Source organism: Allobosea sp. FW305-C-101 (assembly GCF_058783685.1).
On sequence record NZ_JBYSYT010000002.1, the window covers coordinates 892526 to 912369 of the forward strand.

Here is a 19844-nt window from a genome sequence, read left to right on the forward strand (position 1 = left end):
TCAGGGCGCGTTGCTGCTGAGCGCCTGCTTCGCCACCGCCGCCAGCCAGCCGGAAGCGGCCGGCAGGATTTCGTCGTTGAAGTTGTAGCGGTCGTTATGCAGGTCGCCGCCGTTCACCGACGGGCCGTTGCCCATCCAGATGTAGCAGCCCGGGCGCTTCTCCAGGAAATAGGCGAAATCCTCGCCGGTCGTACTCGCCTTCATGTCGCGCCGGACGGGAAGCCCGGCGGCCTCGCCGGCAGCGGCGGCCATGTCCTCTTCCGCAGGCGTATTGATCGTGGCGCTGCCATAGGTGAACTCGACCTCGGCCGTCATCTCGAAGGTCGCGGCGATGTTCTCGCCGATGCCCTTGAGGCGCGCCAGCAGGCGATCGCGCACGGCCGGCACGAAGGTGCGGAACGTGCCCTCGATGAAGACATTGGTCGGGATCTGGTTGGAGGCGAGCCCGCCATGGACCTGGCCGATCGAGACCACCGCCGATTCCATCGGATCGACATTGCGCGAGACGATCGTCTGCAGCGCGACGATCAGATGCCCCATCGCCACGATCGGGTCATGGGTCTGCTCAGGCAGCGCCGCATGCCCGGCCTTGCCGGTCAGCGTGATCTTGAAGCGCCCGGGCTCGGACATCACCGGCCCACGATGCACGGCAACGGTGCCGGCTGCGAGCCCCGGCCAGTTATGCAGCGCGAAGACGCGCTCCATCGGGAAGCGCTCCAGCACGCCGTCGGCGAGCATGGCGAGCGCGCCGCCCGTGCCCTCCTCCGCCGGCTGGAAGACGAACTGCACCGTTCCGCTCCAGCCCTCATCCGCCTTGAGCAGTGCCGCCGCGCCGAGCAGCGAGGTGGTGTGGCCGTCATGGCCGCAGGCATGCATCACATTCGGCGTCTTCGACTTGTAGGGGAGATCGTTGACCTCCTGGATCGGCAGCGCGTCCATGTCGGCGCGCAGGCCGACCGTGCGCTCGGAGGCCCCCTTCGTCAGCGTCGCCACCACGCCATAGCCGCCGACATTGGCGACGAAGGGCACGCCAAGCTCGGTCAGCTTCTCCTGCACGAAAGCGCTGGTCAGCTTCTCCTCGCGCCCGAGCTCGGGATGGGCGTGGAGATGGCGTCGCCAGGCGGTCAGCTTGTCGAGCAGGTCGCGGTCCAAGGCGGGCATCCTTTCAAAGGCGTGGTCAGATACGAAAGGAAGCAGATTATCCTCCGCCACCGGCGCGGCAACCACGGAAAAGAGAAGACCGTCATTCCCGGCAAGCAATTTTGCCAGCCGTCATTCTCGGGCGGAGCGCAGCGCAGACCCGGGAATCTCTTTCCCGAGAAGGTTCCATGCATGCGCCTTTTCCGGTCCGAGATGCTCGGGTCGAGCCCGAGCATGACGAGCCTGCCAGCACGCGCGCATTGACGGCGCCCTTCGCAATCTGCGAAAGCCGCAAACAACAATTTGCGCACTGCAAATTCGTTGCCCACCAGACGTGGAGAGGATACCCGCCCAAATGCCCGCCTTCGACGCAGCCCTCGTTGACGCCGCCCAGCGTTCGGCCTCCTGGCCGTTCGAGGAGGCGCGCAAGCTCGTGGCCCGCATCGAGAAATCCGGCAAGAAATCGGTGATCTTCGAGACCGGCTACGGCCCCTCGGGCCTGCCGCATATCGGCACCTTCGGCGAGGTCGCACGCACCTCGATGGTCCGCCACGCCTTCCAGGTCCTGACCGGCAACACGATCCCGACCCGGCTCGTCGCCTTCTCCGACGACATGGACGGTCTGCGCAAGGTGCCGGATAACGTGCCGAACAAGGAGCTGCTCGCGGCCAATCTCGGCAAGCCCTTGACCGAGGTGCCGGATCCGTTCGGCACGCATGACTCGTTCGGCCGCCACAACAATGCGCGACTCTGCGCCTTCCTCGACAGCTTCGGCTTCGACTACGAGTTCAAGTCCTCGACCGACTCGTATCGTGCCGGCGAGTTCGACGCGACGCTGCTCAAGATGCTCGCCCGCTACGACGCCATGATGAAGATCATGCTGCCGACGCTGCGCGAGGAGCGGGCCGCGACCTATTCGCCCTTCCTGCCGATCCACCCGAAGACGCGCATCGTCATGCAGGTGCCGATCGATGAGGTCGATGTCGAGGCCGGCACCATCGCCTGGACCGATCCCGACACGAAGGAGCGCTTCGTCTCCCCCGTCACCGGCGGCCATGTGAAACTGCAATGGAAGCCGGACTGGGCGATGCGCTGGGTCGCGCTCGGCGTCGATTACGAGATGGCTGGCAAGGACCTGATCGACTCGGTCAAGGTCTCCTCGCAGATCGCCCGCGCGCTCGACGGCACGCCGCCGGAGGGCTTCAACTACGAACTCTTCTTGGACGAGCAGGGCCAGAAGATCTCGAAGTCGAAGGGCAACGGCCTGACCATCGAGGACTGGCTGACCTATGGCCCGCCGGAGAGCCTCGCGCTCTACATGTTCCAGCGCCCGCGCGAAGCGAAGAAGCTGCATTTCGACGTGATCCCGCGCGCGGTCGACGAGTACCTCCAGTTCCTCAATGGCTACGAGAAGCAGGACTGGAAGAACCGGCTCGGCAACCCGGTCTGGCATATCCATGCCGGCAATCCCCCGGCGCCCGAGGTCATCGCCTCCGGCGAGGGCGACAACACAGTCCGCACGCAGGTCACCTTCGGCCTGCTGATGAACCTCGTCGCCGTCGCGAATTCCGAGGACAAGGCCGTGCTTTGGGGTTTCCTCCAGCGCTATGCGCCGGGCATGTCGCCCGAGACCCATCCGCGTCTCGACGCGCTGGTCGGCTACGCGATCGCCTATTTCCGCGATTTCGTGAAGCCGGCGAAAAGCTATCGCCCCGCCGACGAAGTCGAGCGCGACGCCTTCGCCAAGCTCGACGCCGCCTTGGCCGCCCTGCCGGCCGATCCGACGCCGGAGATGGTGCAGGACACGGCGCTGGACGTCGCCCGCGCCATCCCACGCTATCAGAACCTCACCGCCAAGAACGCGACACCGGAGCGGCCGGGCGTGTCCGGCGACTGGTGGAAAGCGATCTACCAGGTGATGTTCGGCGAGGATCAGGGCCCGCGCTTCGGCTCCTTCGCGGCGATCTACGGCCTGCCCAATACTCGCGCCCTGATCGCCAAGGCGCTGGCCGGCGATCTGGTCAAAGAACACGCCGCCTTCCTGGCGGCGCGCAAAGCCGACTGACGAGCCGACGGAGCCTGCCATGACCATTCCCGACGACGCGCTCGCAGCGCTGGCGGAGGTGGTCGGCGCCAGTGGCCTGCGCAGCGGCGAGGCGATCCCCGCCCGCAACCGCAAGGACGCCTCCAAGACCGAAGAGGGCCTGCCGGCCCTCCTCGTCATGCCCAGGACGACCCAGGAGGTCGCCGCGGTGCTGGCGATCTGCTCGCGGCATGCGCTGCCCGTCGTCGTCCAGGGCGGCATGACCGGCCTCGCCGGCGGCGCCGCCCCGCAAGTCGGCGAAGTCGCGCTCTCGCTCGAGAAGATGAACGGCATCGAGGAGATCGACCCGGTGACGCGGACCATGACCGTGCTCGCAGGCACGCCGCTCGCGGTCGTTCAGGAGAAGGCCGCGGCTGCCGGCTTCCTCTACGGCGTCGATCTCGGCGCGCGCGGGACCTGCACCATCGGCGGCAATGTCGCGACCAATGCCGGCGGCGTGCAGGTGCTGCGCTACGGCATGACCCGCCGCAATGTGCTCGGCCTCGAAGCGGTGATGGCCGATGGCCGCATCGTCAGCCATCTCAAGAAGGTGGTGAAGAACAATGCCGGCTACGACTGGACGCAGCTCTTCATCGGCAGCGAGGGCACGCTCGGCGTCGTCACCCGCGTGCTGCTCGCCCTGCAGCCGGCGGTGACCGGCACGCAGACCGCGCTCTGCGCCGCCGGCAGCGTCGCCAAGGCGCTCGCGGCGCTCAACCGCCTCGAAGCCCGCCTCGGCGGTGGCCTGCTCGCCTTCGAGGCGATGTGGTCGGAATACATGAAGGCCGCGACCGAACAGGGCGGCCTACCCGTTCCCTTTGCCGCAGAACCCGAACTCATCCTCGTCATCGAGGCCGCGATGGGGCCGGGCAGCACCGGCGAGGAGACCTTCGCGGAAGCCCTTGCCGAGCTGGCGGAGGAGGGTCTGCTCGACGATGCCCTGATCGCTCAGTCCGGCCGCGACCGGCAGCGCTTCTGGGCCTATCGCGAGGCGAATTACGAGTTCTACCGCGACCTGCCGCCCGGCGTTCATTTCGATGTCAGCATACCCCTCGGTGCCATGGCGGATGCGGTCGCCCTGCTGCGCCAGCGGGTCAAGGCCCGCAGCGCCACCGCCTTCCCGATCGTCTTCGGCCATCTCGCCGACAGCAATCTGCATCTGTCGCTCCATGACGAGACCGGCAATCTCTCTGGCTTCGCCGAGATCGTCTACGAGCTGGTCCGCGAGAAGCAGGGCAGCATCTCGGCCGAGCATGGCGTCGGCGTGCTGAAGCAGCCCTATCTCGGCATGAGCCGCTCGGATGCCGAGCTCGCGCTGATGACGACGCTGAAGCGCACGCTCGACCCGGGCAACATCCTCAACCGCGGCCGCATCCTGCCTGCTTGAGCTATGGCGCCGGGCCATCGGCTCTGCCAGACTCGTGCGCCATGACGGATCGCGGGGTGCGCGGAGCATGATCGACGAGATGACGCCTGACCAAGCCATCGAACGCGCGATCCGCGCGCGCCGCGCCATCCGCGCCTTCCTGCCCGATCCGGTAGAGCCCGTCCTCGTCCGCCGCCTGATCGATCTGGCGGCACAGGCACCCTCCGGCACCAATATGCAGCCCTGGAAGCTCCGGGTGATCGGCCCTCAGTCGCGGGCGCGGCTGGAGACGGCACTGCTCGGCGCGCTCGATGCCGGCGGGCGCCCCGGCGTCGAGGAGTACCGCTACTATCCCGCGCAGTTCCGCGAACCCTATCTGGCACGGCGCCGCAAGGTCGGCTGGGACCTCTACAGCCTGCTCGGCGTGGTCAAAGGCGATACCGAGGGCATGAAGCGCCAGACAGCCGCGAACCTGCGCTTCTTCGATGCGCCGGTCGCGCTGATGCTGACGATCGACCGCGACCTTGAGATTGGCTCCTGGCTCGATCTCGGCATGTTCATCCAGACGCTGCTGATCGCGGCGCAGGGGCATGGCCTCGATTCCTGCCCGCAGGCGATCTTCGCGCAGTTCCACCCGATCGTCCGGCGCGAGCTCGCAATCCCCGAGGACGAGGTCGTGGTCTGCGGCATCGCCATTGGCAAGGCCGATCCCGACGCGCCGGCCAACCGCCTCGTGCCAGAGCGCGAGCCTGTCGAAGGTTTCACCACCTGGCTGGATTGAGAGCGTCAGGCGCCCGTCTGCGCCGCCGCATCCTTGCGGAACAGCTTGACCACCGGCCCGACCAGCCAGTGCATCGCGACTATGGTCAGGCCGCCGACGATCACCCCGAACACGGCTGCCAACGCGGCTCCGGCCAACCATTCGCCGGCACCCGCCAGCGCTGCCGGCAAGGCTCGCCCGGCCGCGACCGTGAGGTCGTGGACGCCATGCCCGAGGCCGCTGAGGCCATATTCTTCCAGCCCATGGATGATGATGCCGCCGCCGACCCAGAGCATCGCCGCTGTGCCGACCACGCCGAGCAGGTTGAGGAAATGCGGCATGGCGACGACGAGGCTGCGCCCAAAGGGCTGCGTCAGCCAGGATAGCGCGCGGTCAAGCGACCCGGCCTCCCCCGAACCCAACCGCCGCAGGCCGAGCAGGCTCGCCGCCGGCCGCTCGTTGGCGGCGAGCGCCATACCGGCATCGTCGGCCTTCACGATCAGCGCGACGACGCCATAGACCACGACGGTGATGCCGATGCCGACGATGGCGAGCACCGCCGCCTTCATCCAGAAGGACTGGTCGGCGACGCCGGCCAGCGTGATCGCCATGATCTCGGCCGAGAGGATGAAATCGGTCTTCACCGCGCCGGCGATCTTCTGCTGTTCGAGCGCCGCCGGATCGCCGGTTGCTTCGCCCGCTTTGCCCTCGCCATGGGCGCCATGCGGCATGACCAGCTCCAAGAGCTTCTCGGCGCCCTCGAAGCAGAGGAAGACGCCGCCTGCCATCAGAAGCGGCGTGATCGCCCAGGGCGCGATCAGCGCCAGCACGAGCGCGCCGGGCAACAGGATGAGCAGCTTGTTGCGCAGCGAGCCCATCGCGATCCGCCAGATGATCGGCAATTCGCGCGCCGCTGCGAAGCCGACGGCATAGCGCGGCGTCACCGCGGCATCGTCGATGACGACGCCCGCAGCCTTCGCTCCGGCCTTGCCGGCCTGTGCGACGACATCGTCGACAGAGGACGCCGCGATCTTGGCGATGCCGGCGACGTCGTCCAGCAGCGCAAACAGCCCCGAAGCCAAGCGGCTCTCCTCGGAAGGTTATCGGATCAGGCGAGGATAGAGTGCTTTCGGCCAGCCGTCATTCTCGGGCGGAGCGAAGCGCAGACCCGAGAATCTCTAGCAGATAGATGTGACGGAATCTCATCCGGCGAGAGATGCTCGGGTCAAGCCCGAGCATGACGAGCCTGCTCCATCACCCCTTCAAACTGGCGAAACCCTTACCCTCTGCTGCCAGGCGCCGGAGCAGCGGCGCCGGCTCCAGCGCCTTGTCGCCAATCTCGGCCGCCAGCGCTTCCAGCCGCTTGACGATCACATCGAGCCCGACGCTGTCGGCCCAGAACATTGGCCCGCCGCGCCAAGCCGGCCAGTTATAGCCGTTGATCCAGACGATATCGATGTCGCCCGGCCGCGCCGCGATGCCCTCTTCCAGGATGCGCGCGCCCTCGTTGACCATCGGATCGAGCAGCCGCGCCAGAATCTCCTCCTGCGTGAAGGCGCGCCGCGTCACGCCCTGCTCGGCCGAGATGCGGGCGATCAACGCCTCGACCTCGGGGCAACGCTGCCCGCTGCGCGCACCTTGCGGATAGATGTAATAGCCGCGCCCGGTCTTCTGGCCGAACCAGCCGGCCTCGCAGATCGCATCCGCCACGGCAGCCTTGAGGCCGCGCGCCTTGCGCGAGCGCCAGCCGATATCGTTGCCGGCGAGATCGGCCATGGCGAAGGGCCCCATCTTGAATCCGAAGCCGACCAGCGCGGCATCGACCTCATGCGGCAGCGCCCCCGCAACCAGCAGCCGTTCGGCGGCGCGTGTGCGCTGCTCCAGCATGCGGTTACCGACGAAGCCGAAGCCGTTGCCGACCACGACCGGCACCTTGCCGAGCTTCCGGCCGAGCGCCACGGCGGTCGCGATGGCATCGTCCGCAGAACCCTTCGGCCGGACGATCTCCAAGAGCTTCATGACATTGGCCGGGCTGAAGAAATGCATGCCGATCACGTCCTGCGGGCGCTTGGTCGCCGCCGCGATGGTGGGCACGTCGAGATAGGAGGTGTTGCTGGCGAGGATCGCGCCGGGCTTCGCCACCTTGTCGAGCTCGCCGAAGATCTGCTGCTTGACGCCCATCTCCTCGAAGGCGGCCTCGATGACGATATCGGCCCCGGCAGCAGCCGCGAGGCCGACCGCCGGCTTGATCAGCTTCATGCGCCCGGCCTTCGCCTCAGGCGTCAGCGAGCCCCGCGAAACCGAGATGTCGTAGATCGCGCCGATGCGGTTGACGCCATTGTCGAGCGCAGCCTTGGCCGTCTCGATCAGCGTCACCGGGATGCCGGCATTGGCGAAGCACATGGCGATGCCGCCGCCCATCGTCCCGGCACCGATCACCGCGGCGCTGGCGATCTCGCGTGGCTTCACCTCCGGCCCGATGCCCGGCACCTTCGCAACCTCGCGCTCGGCAAAGAAGACATGGCGCAGCGCCTTCGAGCGCTCGTCGACGAGCAGCGACAGGAAGAGCTTGCGCTCGACGGCCGCCCCCTCCGCGAAGGGTAGCGTGAAGCTCGCGCGCACCGCCTCGACCAAGGCCGGCACGTTCGGCATGCCCTCGGCCTTCTTCACCGCGTCCTTGGCCAGGGTCTCGAAAGCCTGGCGATCGGTATCGGTCAATTCGCCGGTGGCCTCGCTCGTGACCGGGCGGCGCCCCTCCGCCGCCAGCGCCTCGGCCAGATGGATCGCGGCGGCCACGACATCGCTGGAGACGACTTCGTCGAGGAGCCCGTATTCCAGCGCCTTGCCGGCCGAGATCGGCTCGCCCGAAAGCATGATCGGAAAGGCCTTGGCCGCCCCGATCAGGCGCGGCAGGCGCTGGGTGCCGCCGGCACCGGGAATGAGCCCGAGCTTGATCTCGGGCAGGCCGAGCTTGGCAGCCGGCAGCGCGACGCGGCCGTGGCAGGCGAGTGCGACTTCCAGCCCGCCGCCGAGCGCGATGCCCTGAATCGCCGCGACGACCGGCTTCGCCGACGCCTCGATCACGTCGAGTACATCCGGCAGGCTGGGCGAGGCCGGCGGCTTGCCGAACTCGCTGATATCGGCGCCCGCAATAAAGGCCTTGCCGGCGGAGGCGATGACGATGGCGGCAACCGCGGCATCGGCATTGGCCTGCTTGATGGCACTCGCCAACCCTTCGCGCACGGCCGCGCCGAGCGCATTGACCGGCGGATTGTCGATCGTGGCAATCGCGACCTTGCCGCGAACCTCAAGCTGAACCTTCGTCATCGACGTCTCCGCAATCCCAGTCCTGCGCGCCTCGACTCGCACGCGAAGGCAGCGAAGGCGTCTCGCCGCGCAGGGGAGGATCGCACCCGCGCGATGTCAAGCGCCGAGCGGCGACGAAAGGCGCATCCGGCCTCGCTTGACCCCCGGCGAAGGCCCGTGCGATCCCGGCACGACAATCAGGAGCGGACCGATGAGCGAAGTGCTGAGCGAAACCGTCGCGGCCGGCGTGGTGCAGATCACCATGAACCGGCCGGACCGCAAGAACGCGCTCGACCGCGCGAGCTATGCCGGGCTGATCGCCGCGATCGCGGCCGCCGAGGCCGGCGCTTCAGTCCGCGCGATCCTGCTGACCGGAGCCGGCGGCACCTTCACCAGCGGCAACGACATCAAGGATTTCGCCATGGCCGCGGCGGCCGGGGACAGCTCGCGCGTCGCGATCGATTTCCTGGAAGTGATCTCGACCGCGAAGAAGCCGATCGTCGCGGCGGTCGAGGGCTTCGCGGTCGGCATCGGCACCACCATGCTGCTGCATTGCGATCTCGCCTTCGCCGCCCGCTCGGCGACCTTCCGCTTGCCCTTCGTGACGCTGGGTCTCTGCCCCGAGGGCGGATCGAGCTATCTGCTGCCGCTGGTCGCCGGCTCCAAGAAGGCGGCCGAACTGCTGATGCTGGGCGAGGCCTTCAATGCCGAGACGGCTGCCGCGGCCGGCCTCGTCAACACCGTCACTGAGGACGGCACAGCGCTGGAAGCCGGTCTCGCCAAGGCCAAGGCGCTTGCCGCGCTGCCGCCGGAATCGCTCGCCCTGACCAAGATGCTGCTGAAGCGCGGCTCGGCCCAGGCCGTGGCCGAGACCATCGCGACAGAGGCCCGCCATTTCGGCGAGCGCCTGAAATCGCCGGAGGCCATGGCCGCCTTCATGGCCTTTCTCAAGAAGTGAGGCGTGGCGGCCCTCAGGCCGCCACCACCCGCCTGCGCCCCTTCAGCCAGTCGCGGGTCCAGGAAAACACCGGCCAGAGCAGCGCCGCGAATGTCATCGCCGCCAGCACGGACGAGACCGGCCGGTCGAAGAAGGGCAGAACCGACCCGTCGGACTTGATCAGCGAAGTCACGAAGTTCTGCTCCACCATCGTGCCCATGACGATGCCGAGCACCATCGCCGCGACCGGATAGCCGTTCTTCTCCATCACGAAGCCGAATACGCCGAAGAAGGCGACGCACCAGACCGCGAACAGGTTGTTGCCCGCCGTCGCGAAGGCGCCGACCGCGCAGAAGATCATGATCACCGGCATCACCGCCGAGCGCGGCGCCCCGACGACCTTGCTTGCCAGCCGGATCATGATGATGCCGAAGGGGATCATGATGATGTTGCCGAGAATGAAGATGATATAGAGCGCGTACATGCTCTCGGCCTGCGTCGTGAACAGCGTCGGCCCGGGGTTCAGCCCCTTCATGTAGAGCACGCCGATCGCGATCGCGGTGATCGTGTCGCCGGGAATGCCGAAGAGCAGCGCCGGCACCCAGCCCGAGGCGAGCGAGGCGTTGTTGGAGGCGCCGGCCTCGATCAGCCCTTCCGGATGGCCGGTGCCGAACTTTTCCGGCGTCTTCGAGAAGCGCTTCGACATGGCGTAGCTGACCCAGGCCGCCATGTCGGCCCCTGCACCGGGCAGCACGCCGATGATGATGCCGACGATGTTCCCGCGTGTCTGCTGCTTCGGATATTCCTTGGTGAGCTTCCACTGCCCCTTCAGGATCGAGCCGAGCTTGCGGTTCTCGATCTTCGGCGGGTCGCGCTCGGTCAGCGAGCGCATCACCTCGGCCAGCGCGAAGACGCCGACCAATGCCGGAATGACCTCGATGCCGCCCAAGAGGTTGGTCGAGCCGAAGGTGAAGCGCGGCACGCCGCCGGGGTTGTCGATGCCGATGCAGGTGATCAGCAGGCCGAGCAGCATCGCCGCGATCGCCTTGATCGGCGAGGAGCGCGCCACCAGCGTCGAGCACATCAGGCCGAGCATCGCGAGCCAGAAATTCTCATAGGTCGAGAAGGACAGGGCCATCTCGGCGAGCAGCGGCGCGATCAGCATCAGCGAGAGCGTGCCGGCGATGCCGCCCAGCGCCGAGAACCACAGGCAGATGCCGAGCGCCGTCTCCGCCTGGCCCTTGCGCGTCATCGCATAGGCTTCGTCGGTATAGGCGGCCGAGGCCGGCGTGCCGGGGATGCGCAGCAGGCAGCCCGGAATGTCGCCGGAGAAGATCGCCATGGCGGAGGCCGTGATGATCGTCGCGATCGCCGCGATCGGCGAGAGATAGAAGGTGACCGGCACGAGCAGGGCTGTCGCCATGGTAGCCGAGAGGCCAGGCAGCGCGCCCACCGTCAGCCCGTAGAAGGCGGACGCCACGATGGCGATCATCACGTCGAATTGGAAAACCAGCCCGAAGGCCTTGATGACGGTATCCATCGTCAGGCCTCGCTCACCAGGGGAAGGGCAGCATGCCGCCGGGCAGCGGCACCCGCAGCAGCTTCAGGAAGATCAGGTTGATCGCGAAGGGCGCGATGATCGCGAGCGGCACCGCGAGCCTCAGCTTCGCGCCGAAAGCGAGGCTGCAGAGCAGCACCATGATCGCCGTCGTCGGCAGGAAGCCCAGTGTCTCCGAGGCCAGCGCGTAGAAAGCGAGCAGGGCCGGCGGCAGCAGCGCCAGCCAGTTGCGCCAGGCCGGCACCGGCGCGAGCTCCTCCGGCGTCGCATGGCTCGCGACATCGGCCTCGGCGACCTCCTCGAAATGGCGCCCGATCCCGAAGACGATCAGGCTGCCGCAGATGACGAGCCCGGCACCGACGACCATGGGAAAGGCTGAGGGGCCGACCTGCTGGCCGGGCACCGGCGGCAGTTTCGAGCCGTAGAAGAAGGCGGCAGCTCCAAGCGCGGCGAGCGCTGAGCCGGTAATGCGGTCGGATAGTTGCAAGGGCGCAACCTCCCTGGACGATCAGATCATGACGAGACGAAAACGCCGGGAGCTGCTTGCTCCCGGCGTCGTTGGTCTGGTGCCGCTTTAGCCCTTGGCGAGGCCTGCCGCCTTCATGGCGGAGGCCATGGAGGTGTCGCTCGCGGCCATGAAGTCGGCAAAGCCCTTGCCGTCCGCGAACTTCATCCCGAAGCCGCGGGAGTTCATGAAGTCCTGATAGTCCTTGGAGTCGAAGGCCTTCTTCAGCGCCGCCGTCAGCTTCGCCGCGATCTCGGGCGGCAGGCCCTTCGGCGCGCCGATGCCGCGCCAGGCGCCGATCGAGTAGTTGATGCCGAGCGTCTCGTTGAGCGTCGGCACGTCCTTGAACTGCGGGTTGCGCGCGCTCGCCATGATCGCCAGCGACTTGGCCTTGCCCGCATCGATCATCGCGCGTGCTTCCGGCACGGAGCAGGTCACGATATCGATGCCGCCGGCCGCCAGATCCTGCATGCCGGGCGCCGCGCCGTTCGACGGCACCCAGGCAACGTGATCCGGCTTCAACCCCATCGCGACGAGCCAGCCGATCAGGGCGAGGTGCCAGATGCCGCCCTGGCCGGTGCCGGACGCCTTGAGCTTGCCGGGAGGCGCCGCCTTGATCGCGTCGGCCAGCGCCTTGATGTCCTTGTAGGGGCCCGCGGTCGAGACCTGCACGCCCGGCGGGTCCTCGTTCATCAGCGCGAGCGAGGTGTAGCTCGTCGATTTCAGGTCGGTCAGGCCCTGATGATGCATCATGGCGATCTCGACCGTCAGCATGCCGATGTTGTAGCCGTCCGGCGCCGCCGTCGCGATGGCCGAGTGGCCGACCACGCCCGAACCGCCGGTGCGGTTGACGACGTTGACCGGCTGGCCGAGGTCCTTTTCCAAGAGCTGCGCGACGATGCGCGCGGTGGCGTCCGTGCCGCCGCCCGCGCCCCACGGGCAGACCATGGTGATCGGTCGCGACGGATAGTTCGCCTGTGCAATGGCAGGCGCCGCGATCAGGCTCGCGCCGGCCGCAGCCGCGCCCTTGAGCACAGTTCGTCTGTCGATGAAATCGGTCATTCCCCAGTTCCTCCGCTAAATCGATTTAGTGTCCGGGCGCTCCTCGTCGGCGACGGGGCTCCCTTGATATGACGGGCGTCATCTGAGCCGATCGCGCGGCCAGTGACAACCTCTCATTTTGGCCGAGACTACAGCCCGCAGACGATGGGCTGGACAGCGCCGGAAACCCGCTCGACTACCGCGCCGGTGCTGAGCTCTGCCCCAGCGGCAGCCGCCGGCAGCGCGACGCCGGCCTTGCCGAGCACGGACTGGATCGCGGCCGCATCGGCGAAGCCATAGCTGCGCTGCGGCGCGACGCCGGCGATCAGTATCTTGTCGGACGGGTTGTCGGTGACGATGCCGACGAGCCGCCCCTGCCGGTCGAAGGCCGGCGCGCCCGCCTGCCCCGGCTGGAGCGGCGCCTTGAGCGCCGGCTTGCCACCGGCCTGCACGCCCTGCCCGGGCAGCGCGACGGCGACCCGCTTGCCGGCGTCGTTGCCATAGGCGACCAGCACCAGCGCCTCGGAAGCGCCCGCGGCCTCGCTGCGCAGGCCCGGCGGCTTCGCGGCGCCCGTACCTTCCAGATCGAGCAGGGCGAGCCCGCTGGCATCGTCCTTCAAGCGCAGCTTGGCGCTACGATTGCCGACACGCAAGGAGCGGCAGTTGTCGACCGCTGCCGAGGCGCTCAAGGCCACACGCTCGTTCAGCGCCAGCGCGACGCCATAGCGCTCATTGCTGCGCGCAGCCGGCGCAAGCAGTGACGACAAGCCCGAGGAGGAGCTCGCGGCCGTGCCGGCAACCGCCGAAGGCTGGGCCGGAACCGCCCCGGTCGGGAAGGGCTCGAAGCTGGCAGCAATAGCGATGACCAGCTTGTCGACGGTCGGCGCCAACGCCTTGTCATAGCCGATCGAGAAGCCGCGCAGACCCTGCTGCCCGGCCGAAAGCCGGCGATAGAACCGCCCGGTCGGCGTCTCGCCGGTGACCACGAAGAAATCCGGCCGCAGCAACTTGTAGGTGATCTTGCGCGGGCTGTTCGGGCTGACGGTGATCGCCTTCTCGAAGATCGCCGCGAGATCATCCCCGCCGGGCGGTGTGGTCGAGGTGTCGAGCGTCACCTTCTCGTCTGCGCTCTGCCAGCGGCTGCCGCCGGAGGGCGTCACGTCGCGCTTCGGCAGGAGCTTTTGGGGGATGCCGATCTGCACCCCGGTCTTGTCGTCGGCCAGCACCTTGAACCCGGCCGCGTCGCGGGCCACTTGCGCCGCCCTGGCGAGCGCCGCCCGCTCAGCCGGCGGCAGCAGGCCGTCGGCCGGGCCGCGTCCGCCCTTGAACGCGTTGATCGCGCGGAAGGTCAGGGGGCCGTAGGAGCCGGAGACAGCGCCGTTGAACTGCCCGGCCCAGATCAGATCGTTCTGGATCGCCTTGCGCTCGGCTTCAGGCAAGGCCTCGAACCCGGCCTGCGCCGCCGCCATCTGCGGCGAGGGGCCGGCTGCCGGAGCAGGCGCCTGCGCGCTTGCAAGGGACGGTGCCAGCAGCACAAGCGCCACGGCGACACTGCGAAGCAGCGTGATTCGCGAGGGATGGAGAAGGGCGCGCAGCATAGGTCTCGTCCTTGAGAACGGGCGAAGCGGCTGCATTGAGCGTCAGAACGCGCCGCGCCGCAACCATGGCGAACGACTCCCGTAGCGGCATTCCCTAACCTCGCACGACCTGCATTCGCATGACTTGAACGCGCGCCGCACGGTGATAGCCTGCCGGCCCCGTCTCACGCCGTCATCGGCCTGAAGCCATGCCCGCTGATCCTTGGCTGACCGATCGACGAAGAGGACCGACGATGACCCTGCTTTCCCGTCTCGCGCTCGCCCTCTCGCTCACGCTTGCGGCCGCCCCTGCCCTCGCCCAGAAGGCCTATGTCCGCAACGACTTGCTGGCCGACGGCCAGCGACTGGAGGAACGCCTGAAGCGCGAGGTCGCGGCCGGCAATCGCTCGGCGGCGGACGCGATCCGCGCGGGCGAGATCGCGCTCGGCCGCGGCGATGCCCGCTCTGCCCTGCCCCAGGCCAATGCGGCGATCGTCGCCGATTCCAGCAATGCCGCCGGCTGGCGCCTGATGGCGCGCGCCGCCAACGCGATCGAGCCGCGCGACTATCGCGAGCGCTGGGAACTACGCGAGCGCGCCGTCGCCGCCGCCTATCTCGCCTATCAGCGCTCGACCAACCGCAATGACGAGGCGGCCTCGCTCGGTGTGCTCGCCCGCACTTTCGAGAAGAACGAATTGTGGCGCCCGGCGCTGACCACCTACCGGCTCAGCCTCGACCTCGCCGCCAATACCGCCTTGCAGAGCTCCTATGAGAGCCTGCGCGAGAAACGCGGCTTCCGGCTGCTCTCGAACAAGACCGATTCCGACGCCGCCTCCCCGCGCGCCTGCTTCGAGTTCTCTGAGGCACTGGCACGCGGCCGCGTCGATTTCGCGCCCTATGTCGCGATCTCCGGCGGCAAGGGCGATTTCGCCGTCAGCGCCGAGGACCGCCAGATCTGCGTCGACGGCCTCAAGCATGGCGAGCGCTATGCCATCGTCATCCGCCAAGGCGTGCCCTCCGCCATCCCCGACGAGACGCTGCTGAAATCGGCCGATTACGAAATCTATGTCCGCGATCGCACGCCCTCCGTGCGCTTCACCGGCAAGAACTACGTGCTGCCGCGCACCGGCCAGCAGGGCATTCCGGTCGTCTCGGTCAATTCCGGCAAGCTCGATCTTGAGGTCATGCGGATCGGCGATCGCAACCTGATCAACTCCGTCCATTCCGAGGATTTCCTCAGCCAGATCGGCTCCTATTCCGCCCGGCAGATCTCCAGCGACAAGGGCCAGACCGTCTGGACCGGCACGATGGATGTGAAGTCCGAGCTGAACCAGGACGTGATCACCGCCTTCCCGGTGACGGAAGCTGTCGGCAGCCTCAGGCCCGGCGTCTATGTGATGTTCGCCAAGCCCTCGGGCGGGCCGGCTGCCGCGCCCGCCAGCGACGACGGCGATTCCTATGATGACGGCTCGACGCGGGCGACGCAGTGGTTCGTCGTCTCCGATCTCGGCCTGACCTCCTTCACCGGCCCGGACGGCGTGCATGTGCTCGCCCGCTCGCTGGCCGACGCGAAGCCCATCGCCAATGCCGAACTGCGCCTGATCGCCCGCAACAACGAGGTGCTCGGCACCGCTAAGACCGACGGCAACGGCTATGCCCGCTTCGATGCCGGCCTCGGCAAGGGCCAGGGCGGCAATGCGCCCGGCCTCGTCACCGCCTCGCTCGCCGAGGATTACGGCTTCCTCGATCTCAAGCAGACCGCCTTCGACCTCTCCGATCGGGGCGTGAAGGGCCGCGTCGCCCCAGCCGGGCTCGATGCCTATCTTTATACCGAGCGCGGCGTCTATCGCTCTGGCGAGACGGTCTATCTCACCTCGCTGCTGCGTGATGCCAAGGGCGCCGCGGTGGCCGGCCTGCCGCTGACCATCGTGGTCAAGCGCCCGGATGGCGTCGAATACCGCCGCCGGCAGGTCGAGGACCAGGGCGCGGGCGGCCGCGCCCATTCGATCCAGCTCGTCTCGGGCGCCGCGACCGGCACCTGGCGCGTCCTCGCCTATTCCGACCCGAAGGGCCAGGCGATCGGCGAGACCTCCTTCCTCGTCGAGGACTATGTGCCCGAGCGGCTGGAGCTGACGTTGACGCCGAAGGCGCCGCTGCTCCAGGCCGGCCAGCCGGCCGAACTCGACGTCAACGCCCGCTATCTCTATGGCGCGCCGGGCTCCGAGCTCGACGTCACCGGCTCGATGACGATCCGCGCTGCGGACGCCAGCGCCATCCCCGGCTTCAAGGACTATCAGGTCGGCCTCACCGACGAGGCTTTCGAACCGGTCCAGAGCGAGTTCGAGGAAAGCACCACGACCGACGCCGCTGGCAAGGCGACCATCACCAATCCAGTCCAGCAGGCCGACACCAATCGCCCGCTCGAAGTCGAGATGACCGTGCGCGTCGGCGAGCCCGGCGGGCGCGCCATCGCCCGCTCCGTCACCCTGCCGATCGTGCCCAAGGGCGCCGCCATCGGCGTGAAGAAGCTGTTCCGCGACGGCGATCTCGGCAATGGCCAGACCGCCAATTTCGAAGTCATCATGGCGACCGGCGACGGCAAGCGCCTTGCCCGGCCCGGCGTCAAATGGGTGCTGTCGAAGGTCCGCCGCAACTACCAGTGGTTCTTCCAGGACGGCCGCTGGAACTATGAGGGCGTCAAGACCACCCGCCGCGTCGCCGATGGCGAGATCGCGGTGGCGGAAGCGGCCGGCGTCAAGATCGCCGCGCCCGTCGAATGGGGCAATTACCGGCTCGACGTGACCTCAGACGGCAATGAGGCGGCCGAGACCTCCGTCTCCTTCAGCGTCGGCTACGAGAGCGACAAGACGGCCGATACGCCGGATGTGCTCGACGTCGCTTTGGACAAGGCTGCTTACGCCGATGGCGAGAGCCTGCAGGTCCGCCTCTCGCCGCGCTTCGCCGGCAAGGCGACGCTCGCCATCGTCACCGACAAGGTTGCGGATATCCGCACCATCGACATCACCGAAGGCGGCACCAGCGCCTCGATCCCGGTGAAGGCCGAATGGGGCGCCAGCGCCTATCTCGTCGTGCTCGCCCATCGCCCGATGGATGCCGCCGCCAAGCGCCTGCCCGGCCGCGCCATCGGCCTCTCCTGGTTCCAGATCGGCAAGGAGGCGCGCACACTGGCGCTCGATCTCGGCGCGCCCAAGCTGGTGCGCCCGCTGACGACGCTGTCGCTCCCGGTCAAGGTCACCGGCATGAAGGCCGGCGAGGACGCCTATGTCACGCTGGCCGCCGTCGATATCGGCATCCTCAACCTCACCCGCTACGAGAGCCCCGACGCCAGCAAGTTCTTCTTCGGCCAGCGCCAGCTCGGCCATGACCTGCGCGATCTCTATGGCTACCTGATCGACGGCATGCAGGGCACGCGCGGCGCGATCCGCACCGGCGGCGACGCCGCGCCCAAGATGGACGGCGAGAAGCCGACGCAGGAGCCGCTTGCCCGCTATTCCGGTGTGGTCAAGGTCGGGCCCGACGGCACGGCGAAGATCGATTTCGAGATGCCAGCGTTCAACGGCTCGGTCCGCGTCATGGGCGTCGCCTGGTCGGCCGGCCGCACCGGCCAGGCCAGCGCCGACGTGATCGTGCGCGACCAGATCGTCGCCCAGGCGACGCTGCCGCGCTTCCTCGCCATCGGCGACCAATCGCGCTTCCATCTCCAGGTCGACAATGTCGAGGGTCCGGCCGGCGCCTATACCGTCGATCTCGACGTGAAGGGCCCGGTTCTGGTCGCGGCAGACGCCACCCGCCGCACCATGCAGATGGGTGCCGGCGCCAAGACGCAGATGACGATCCCCGTCACTGCCGCAGGCCTCGGCCGCGCCGAATTCGACGTACGCGTCTCCGGCCCGAACGGCATCGGCACGGTGCAGAACCTCGCCGTGCGCGTGCAGCCCTCGGCCGCGACGATCGCGCGCCGCATCGTCCGCGCCATCCCCGGCAATGGCGGAGCGATCACCGTCTCCTCCGACCTCCTGGCCGATCTCGTGCCGAATTCCGGGCAGGTCTCGGTGACGGTCTCGCCCTTCGGCTCGCTCGATGTGCCCGCTTTGCTCAAGGCGCTTGACCGCTACCCCTATGGCTGCACCGAGCAGACCGTCTCGCGCGCCCTGCCGCTGCTCGCGGTCAACCAGCTCGCCTCGCTGGAGCAGCTCGCGCTCGACGACAAGGCCGACGAGCGCGTCGTCAACGCGATCGAGCGCGTGCTGGCCCGTCAGGGCGGCAACGGCTCCTTCGGCCTCTGGGGCGTCGGTGGCGACGATCTCTGGCTCGACGCCTTCGTCACCGACTTCCTGACCCGAGCCCGCGAGAAGCAGTTCGCCGTGCCGCAGATCGCCTTCAATCTCGCACTCGACCGCCTGCGCAATCAGGTCGTCAACACCAGCGAGATCAACAAGGAAGAGGCCGCCGGCATCGCTTATGCGCTCTATGTGCTCGCCCGCAACGGCCGGCCGGTGATGGGCGATCTGCGCTATCTCGCCGACAACAAGCTCGGCGACTTCGCGACGCCGCTGGCCCGCGCCCAGATCGGCGCCGCGCTCTCGGCGCTGGGCGATCGTGGCCGCGGTCGCGCCGCTTTCGGCAGCGCGCTCGGCCTGCTCCAGCAGGCAAGCGATGACGGCTTCTCCCGGCCCGATTACGGCTCCCGCCTGCGCGACGGCGCCGGCGTACTCGCCCTGATCGCGGAGGCCAATGGCGAGCGCGCCGACATCTCCCGCGCCGTCTCGATCCTCGACGCGACCCGCAACAGCGCCCGCTACAGCTACACCTCGACGCAGGAGCAGATGTGGATGGTGCTGGCGGCACAGGCCATGGCCAAGGACGCCGAGGGTATGACGCTGACGGTCGACGGCACGGCCCGCAAGGGCGCCCTCTACCGCACCCTCTCCGCCGAGGCGCTGGAGGCGAAGTCCCTGACCATCGCCAATCCCGGCGCCGGCAATGCCCAGGCGGTCATCACCGTCGCCGGCATCCCGACCGCGCCGGAGCCTGCGCTCAATCAGGGCTTCGGCCTTGAGCGTGTGATCTACACGATGAAGGGCGAGAAGGCCGACCCGGCGCGCCTGCGCCAGAACGAGCGCTATGTCGTGGCACTGACGGTGACGGAAGCTGCGCCGCGTTATGGCCGGCTGCTGCTGGTCGATCCGGTCCCGGCGGGCCTTGAGATCGAGAACGCCAACCTGACCGAAGGTGCCTCGGTCGCGGGGCTCGACTGGCTGAAGCAGGAGGTCTACCCGGTCCATACCGAGTCGCGCGACGACCGCTATGTCGCGGCCTTCGAGCGCTCTGGCTCGCGCAACGACAAGCTCGCCTACACCGTCGCCTATATCGCGCGGGCGGTTTCACCCGGCCGCTATGTCTCGCCCGCCGCCGTGATCGAGGACATGTACCGGCCGGACCGCTTCGGCCGCACGGGCTTCGGCGCGGTGGAGATCACCTCGGCGCGGTAAGATGAACGAGAGCGGGCAAACAAGGCCGTCATTCTCGGGCGAAGCGCAGCGCAGACCC

12 protein-coding genes are annotated in these 19844 nt (G+C 68.1%); 5 read left to right on the plus strand and 7 right to left on the minus strand.

Annotated features, from left to right (window positions below; genetic code table 11):
- Entirely contained in the window at positions 1 to 1152 is a 1152-nt protein-coding gene (locus AC3WMA_RS11765) for an amidohydrolase (protein ID WP_492285537.1), read from the minus strand.
- Positions 1153 to 1495: 343 nt separating this feature from the next.
- Here AC3WMA_RS11765 and AC3WMA_RS11770 point away from each other — a divergent pair, with 343 nt between their 5' ends.
- From AC3WMA_RS11770 to AC3WMA_RS11780, 3 genes are all read left to right on the plus strand, one after another.
- Positions 1496 to 3205 carry a lysine--tRNA ligase gene (locus tag AC3WMA_RS11770; RefSeq protein ID WP_492285538.1) on the plus strand — a complete coding sequence of 570 codons (1710 nt, stop codon included), beginning with the start codon at positions 1496 to 1498 and terminating at the stop codon, positions 3203 to 3205.
- A 19-nt stretch (positions 3206 to 3224) separates the two neighbouring features.
- Positions 3225 to 4610, plus strand: a complete 1386-nt coding sequence (locus AC3WMA_RS11775; protein WP_492285539.1) for an FAD-binding oxidoreductase — start codon at positions 3225 to 3227, stop codon at positions 4608 to 4610.
- Positions 4611 to 4689: 79 nt separating this feature from the next.
- Positions 4690 to 5370 (plus strand): nitroreductase, encoded by a 681-nt coding sequence (locus AC3WMA_RS11780; protein WP_492285540.1) that lies wholly within the window; start codon positions 4690 to 4692, stop codon positions 5368 to 5370.
- Positions 5371 to 5375: 5 nt separating this feature from the next.
- Here AC3WMA_RS11780 and AC3WMA_RS11785 read toward each other — a convergent pair whose 3' ends face one another.
- Positions 5376 to 6431, minus strand: coding sequence for a DUF808 domain-containing protein (locus AC3WMA_RS11785; RefSeq protein ID WP_492285541.1), 1056 nt, complete (start codon positions 6429 to 6431; stop codon positions 5376 to 5378).
- Between the two features lie 172 nt (positions 6432 to 6603).
- Positions 6604 to 8676, minus strand: a complete 2073-nt coding sequence (locus tag AC3WMA_RS11790; RefSeq protein ID WP_492285542.1) for a 3-hydroxyacyl-CoA dehydrogenase NAD-binding domain-containing protein — start codon at positions 8674 to 8676, stop codon at positions 6604 to 6606.
- 190 nt (positions 8677 to 8866) lie between these two features.
- Between AC3WMA_RS11790 and AC3WMA_RS11795 the strand changes: the two genes are divergently transcribed.
- Complete coding sequence (locus tag AC3WMA_RS11795; protein ID WP_492285543.1) at positions 8867 to 9613, plus strand: enoyl-CoA hydratase-related protein; 747 nt, start codon at positions 8867 to 8869, stop codon at positions 9611 to 9613.
- A gap of 13 nt (positions 9614 to 9626) precedes the next feature.
- Here the strand turns inward: AC3WMA_RS11795 and AC3WMA_RS11800 are convergent, their stop codons facing one another.
- From AC3WMA_RS11800 to AC3WMA_RS11815, 4 genes are all read right to left on the minus strand, one after another.
- Positions 9627 to 11132, minus strand: a complete 1506-nt coding sequence (locus AC3WMA_RS11800; RefSeq protein WP_492285544.1) for a tripartite tricarboxylate transporter permease — start codon at positions 11130 to 11132, stop codon at positions 9627 to 9629.
- 13 nt (positions 11133 to 11145) lie between these two features.
- Complete coding sequence (locus AC3WMA_RS11805; RefSeq protein WP_492285545.1) at positions 11146 to 11637, minus strand: tripartite tricarboxylate transporter TctB family protein; 492 nt, start codon at positions 11635 to 11637, stop codon at positions 11146 to 11148.
- 87 nt (positions 11638 to 11724) lie between these two features.
- Positions 11725 to 12717, minus strand: a complete 993-nt coding sequence (locus tag AC3WMA_RS11810; protein WP_492285546.1) for a tripartite tricarboxylate transporter substrate binding protein — start codon at positions 12715 to 12717, stop codon at positions 11725 to 11727.
- Positions 12718 to 12845: 128 nt separating this feature from the next.
- Positions 12846 to 14294: a S1 family serine peptidase gene (locus AC3WMA_RS11815; RefSeq protein ID WP_492285547.1), complete on the minus strand. Its 1449-nt coding sequence runs from the start codon at positions 14292 to 14294 to the stop codon at positions 12846 to 12848.
- Positions 14295 to 14527: 233 nt separating this feature from the next.
- Here AC3WMA_RS11815 and AC3WMA_RS11820 point away from each other — a divergent pair, with 233 nt between their 5' ends.
- Positions 14528 to 19786 (plus strand): alpha-2-macroglobulin family protein, encoded by a 5259-nt coding sequence (locus AC3WMA_RS11820; RefSeq protein ID WP_492285548.1) that lies wholly within the window; start codon positions 14528 to 14530, stop codon positions 19784 to 19786.
- Positions 19787 to 19844: the final 58 nt, after the last annotated feature.

Coding starts and splice junctions, on each gene's coding strand:
- AC3WMA_RS11770 (WP_492285538.1), top strand. CDS start 1,496: ATGCCCGCCTTCGACGCAGCCCTCGTTGACGCCGCCCAGCGTTCGGCC.
- AC3WMA_RS11775 (WP_492285539.1), top strand. CDS start 3,225: ATGACCATTCCCGACGACGCGCTCGCAGCGCTGGCGGAGGTGGTCGGC.
- AC3WMA_RS11780 (WP_492285540.1), top strand. CDS start 4,690: ATGACGCCTGACCAAGCCATCGAACGCGCGATCCGCGCGCGCCGCGCC.
- AC3WMA_RS11790 (WP_492285542.1), bottom strand. CDS start 8,676: ATGACGAAGGTTCAGCTTGAGGTTCGCGGCAAGGTCGCGATTGCCACG.
- AC3WMA_RS11795 (WP_492285543.1), top strand. CDS start 8,867: ATGAGCGAAGTGCTGAGCGAAACCGTCGCGGCCGGCGTGGTGCAGATC.
- AC3WMA_RS11800 (WP_492285544.1), bottom strand. CDS start 11,132: ATGGATACCGTCATCAAGGCCTTCGGGCTGGTTTTCCAATTCGACGTG.
- AC3WMA_RS11810 (WP_492285546.1), bottom strand. CDS start 12,717: ATGACCGATTTCATCGACAGACGAACTGTGCTCAAGGGCGCGGCTGCG.
- AC3WMA_RS11815 (WP_492285547.1), bottom strand. CDS start 14,294: ATGCTGCGCGCCCTTCTCCATCCCTCGCGAATCACGCTGCTTCGCAGT.
- AC3WMA_RS11820 (WP_492285548.1), top strand. CDS start 14,528: ATGACCCTGCTTTCCCGTCTCGCGCTCGCCCTCTCGCTCACGCTTGCG.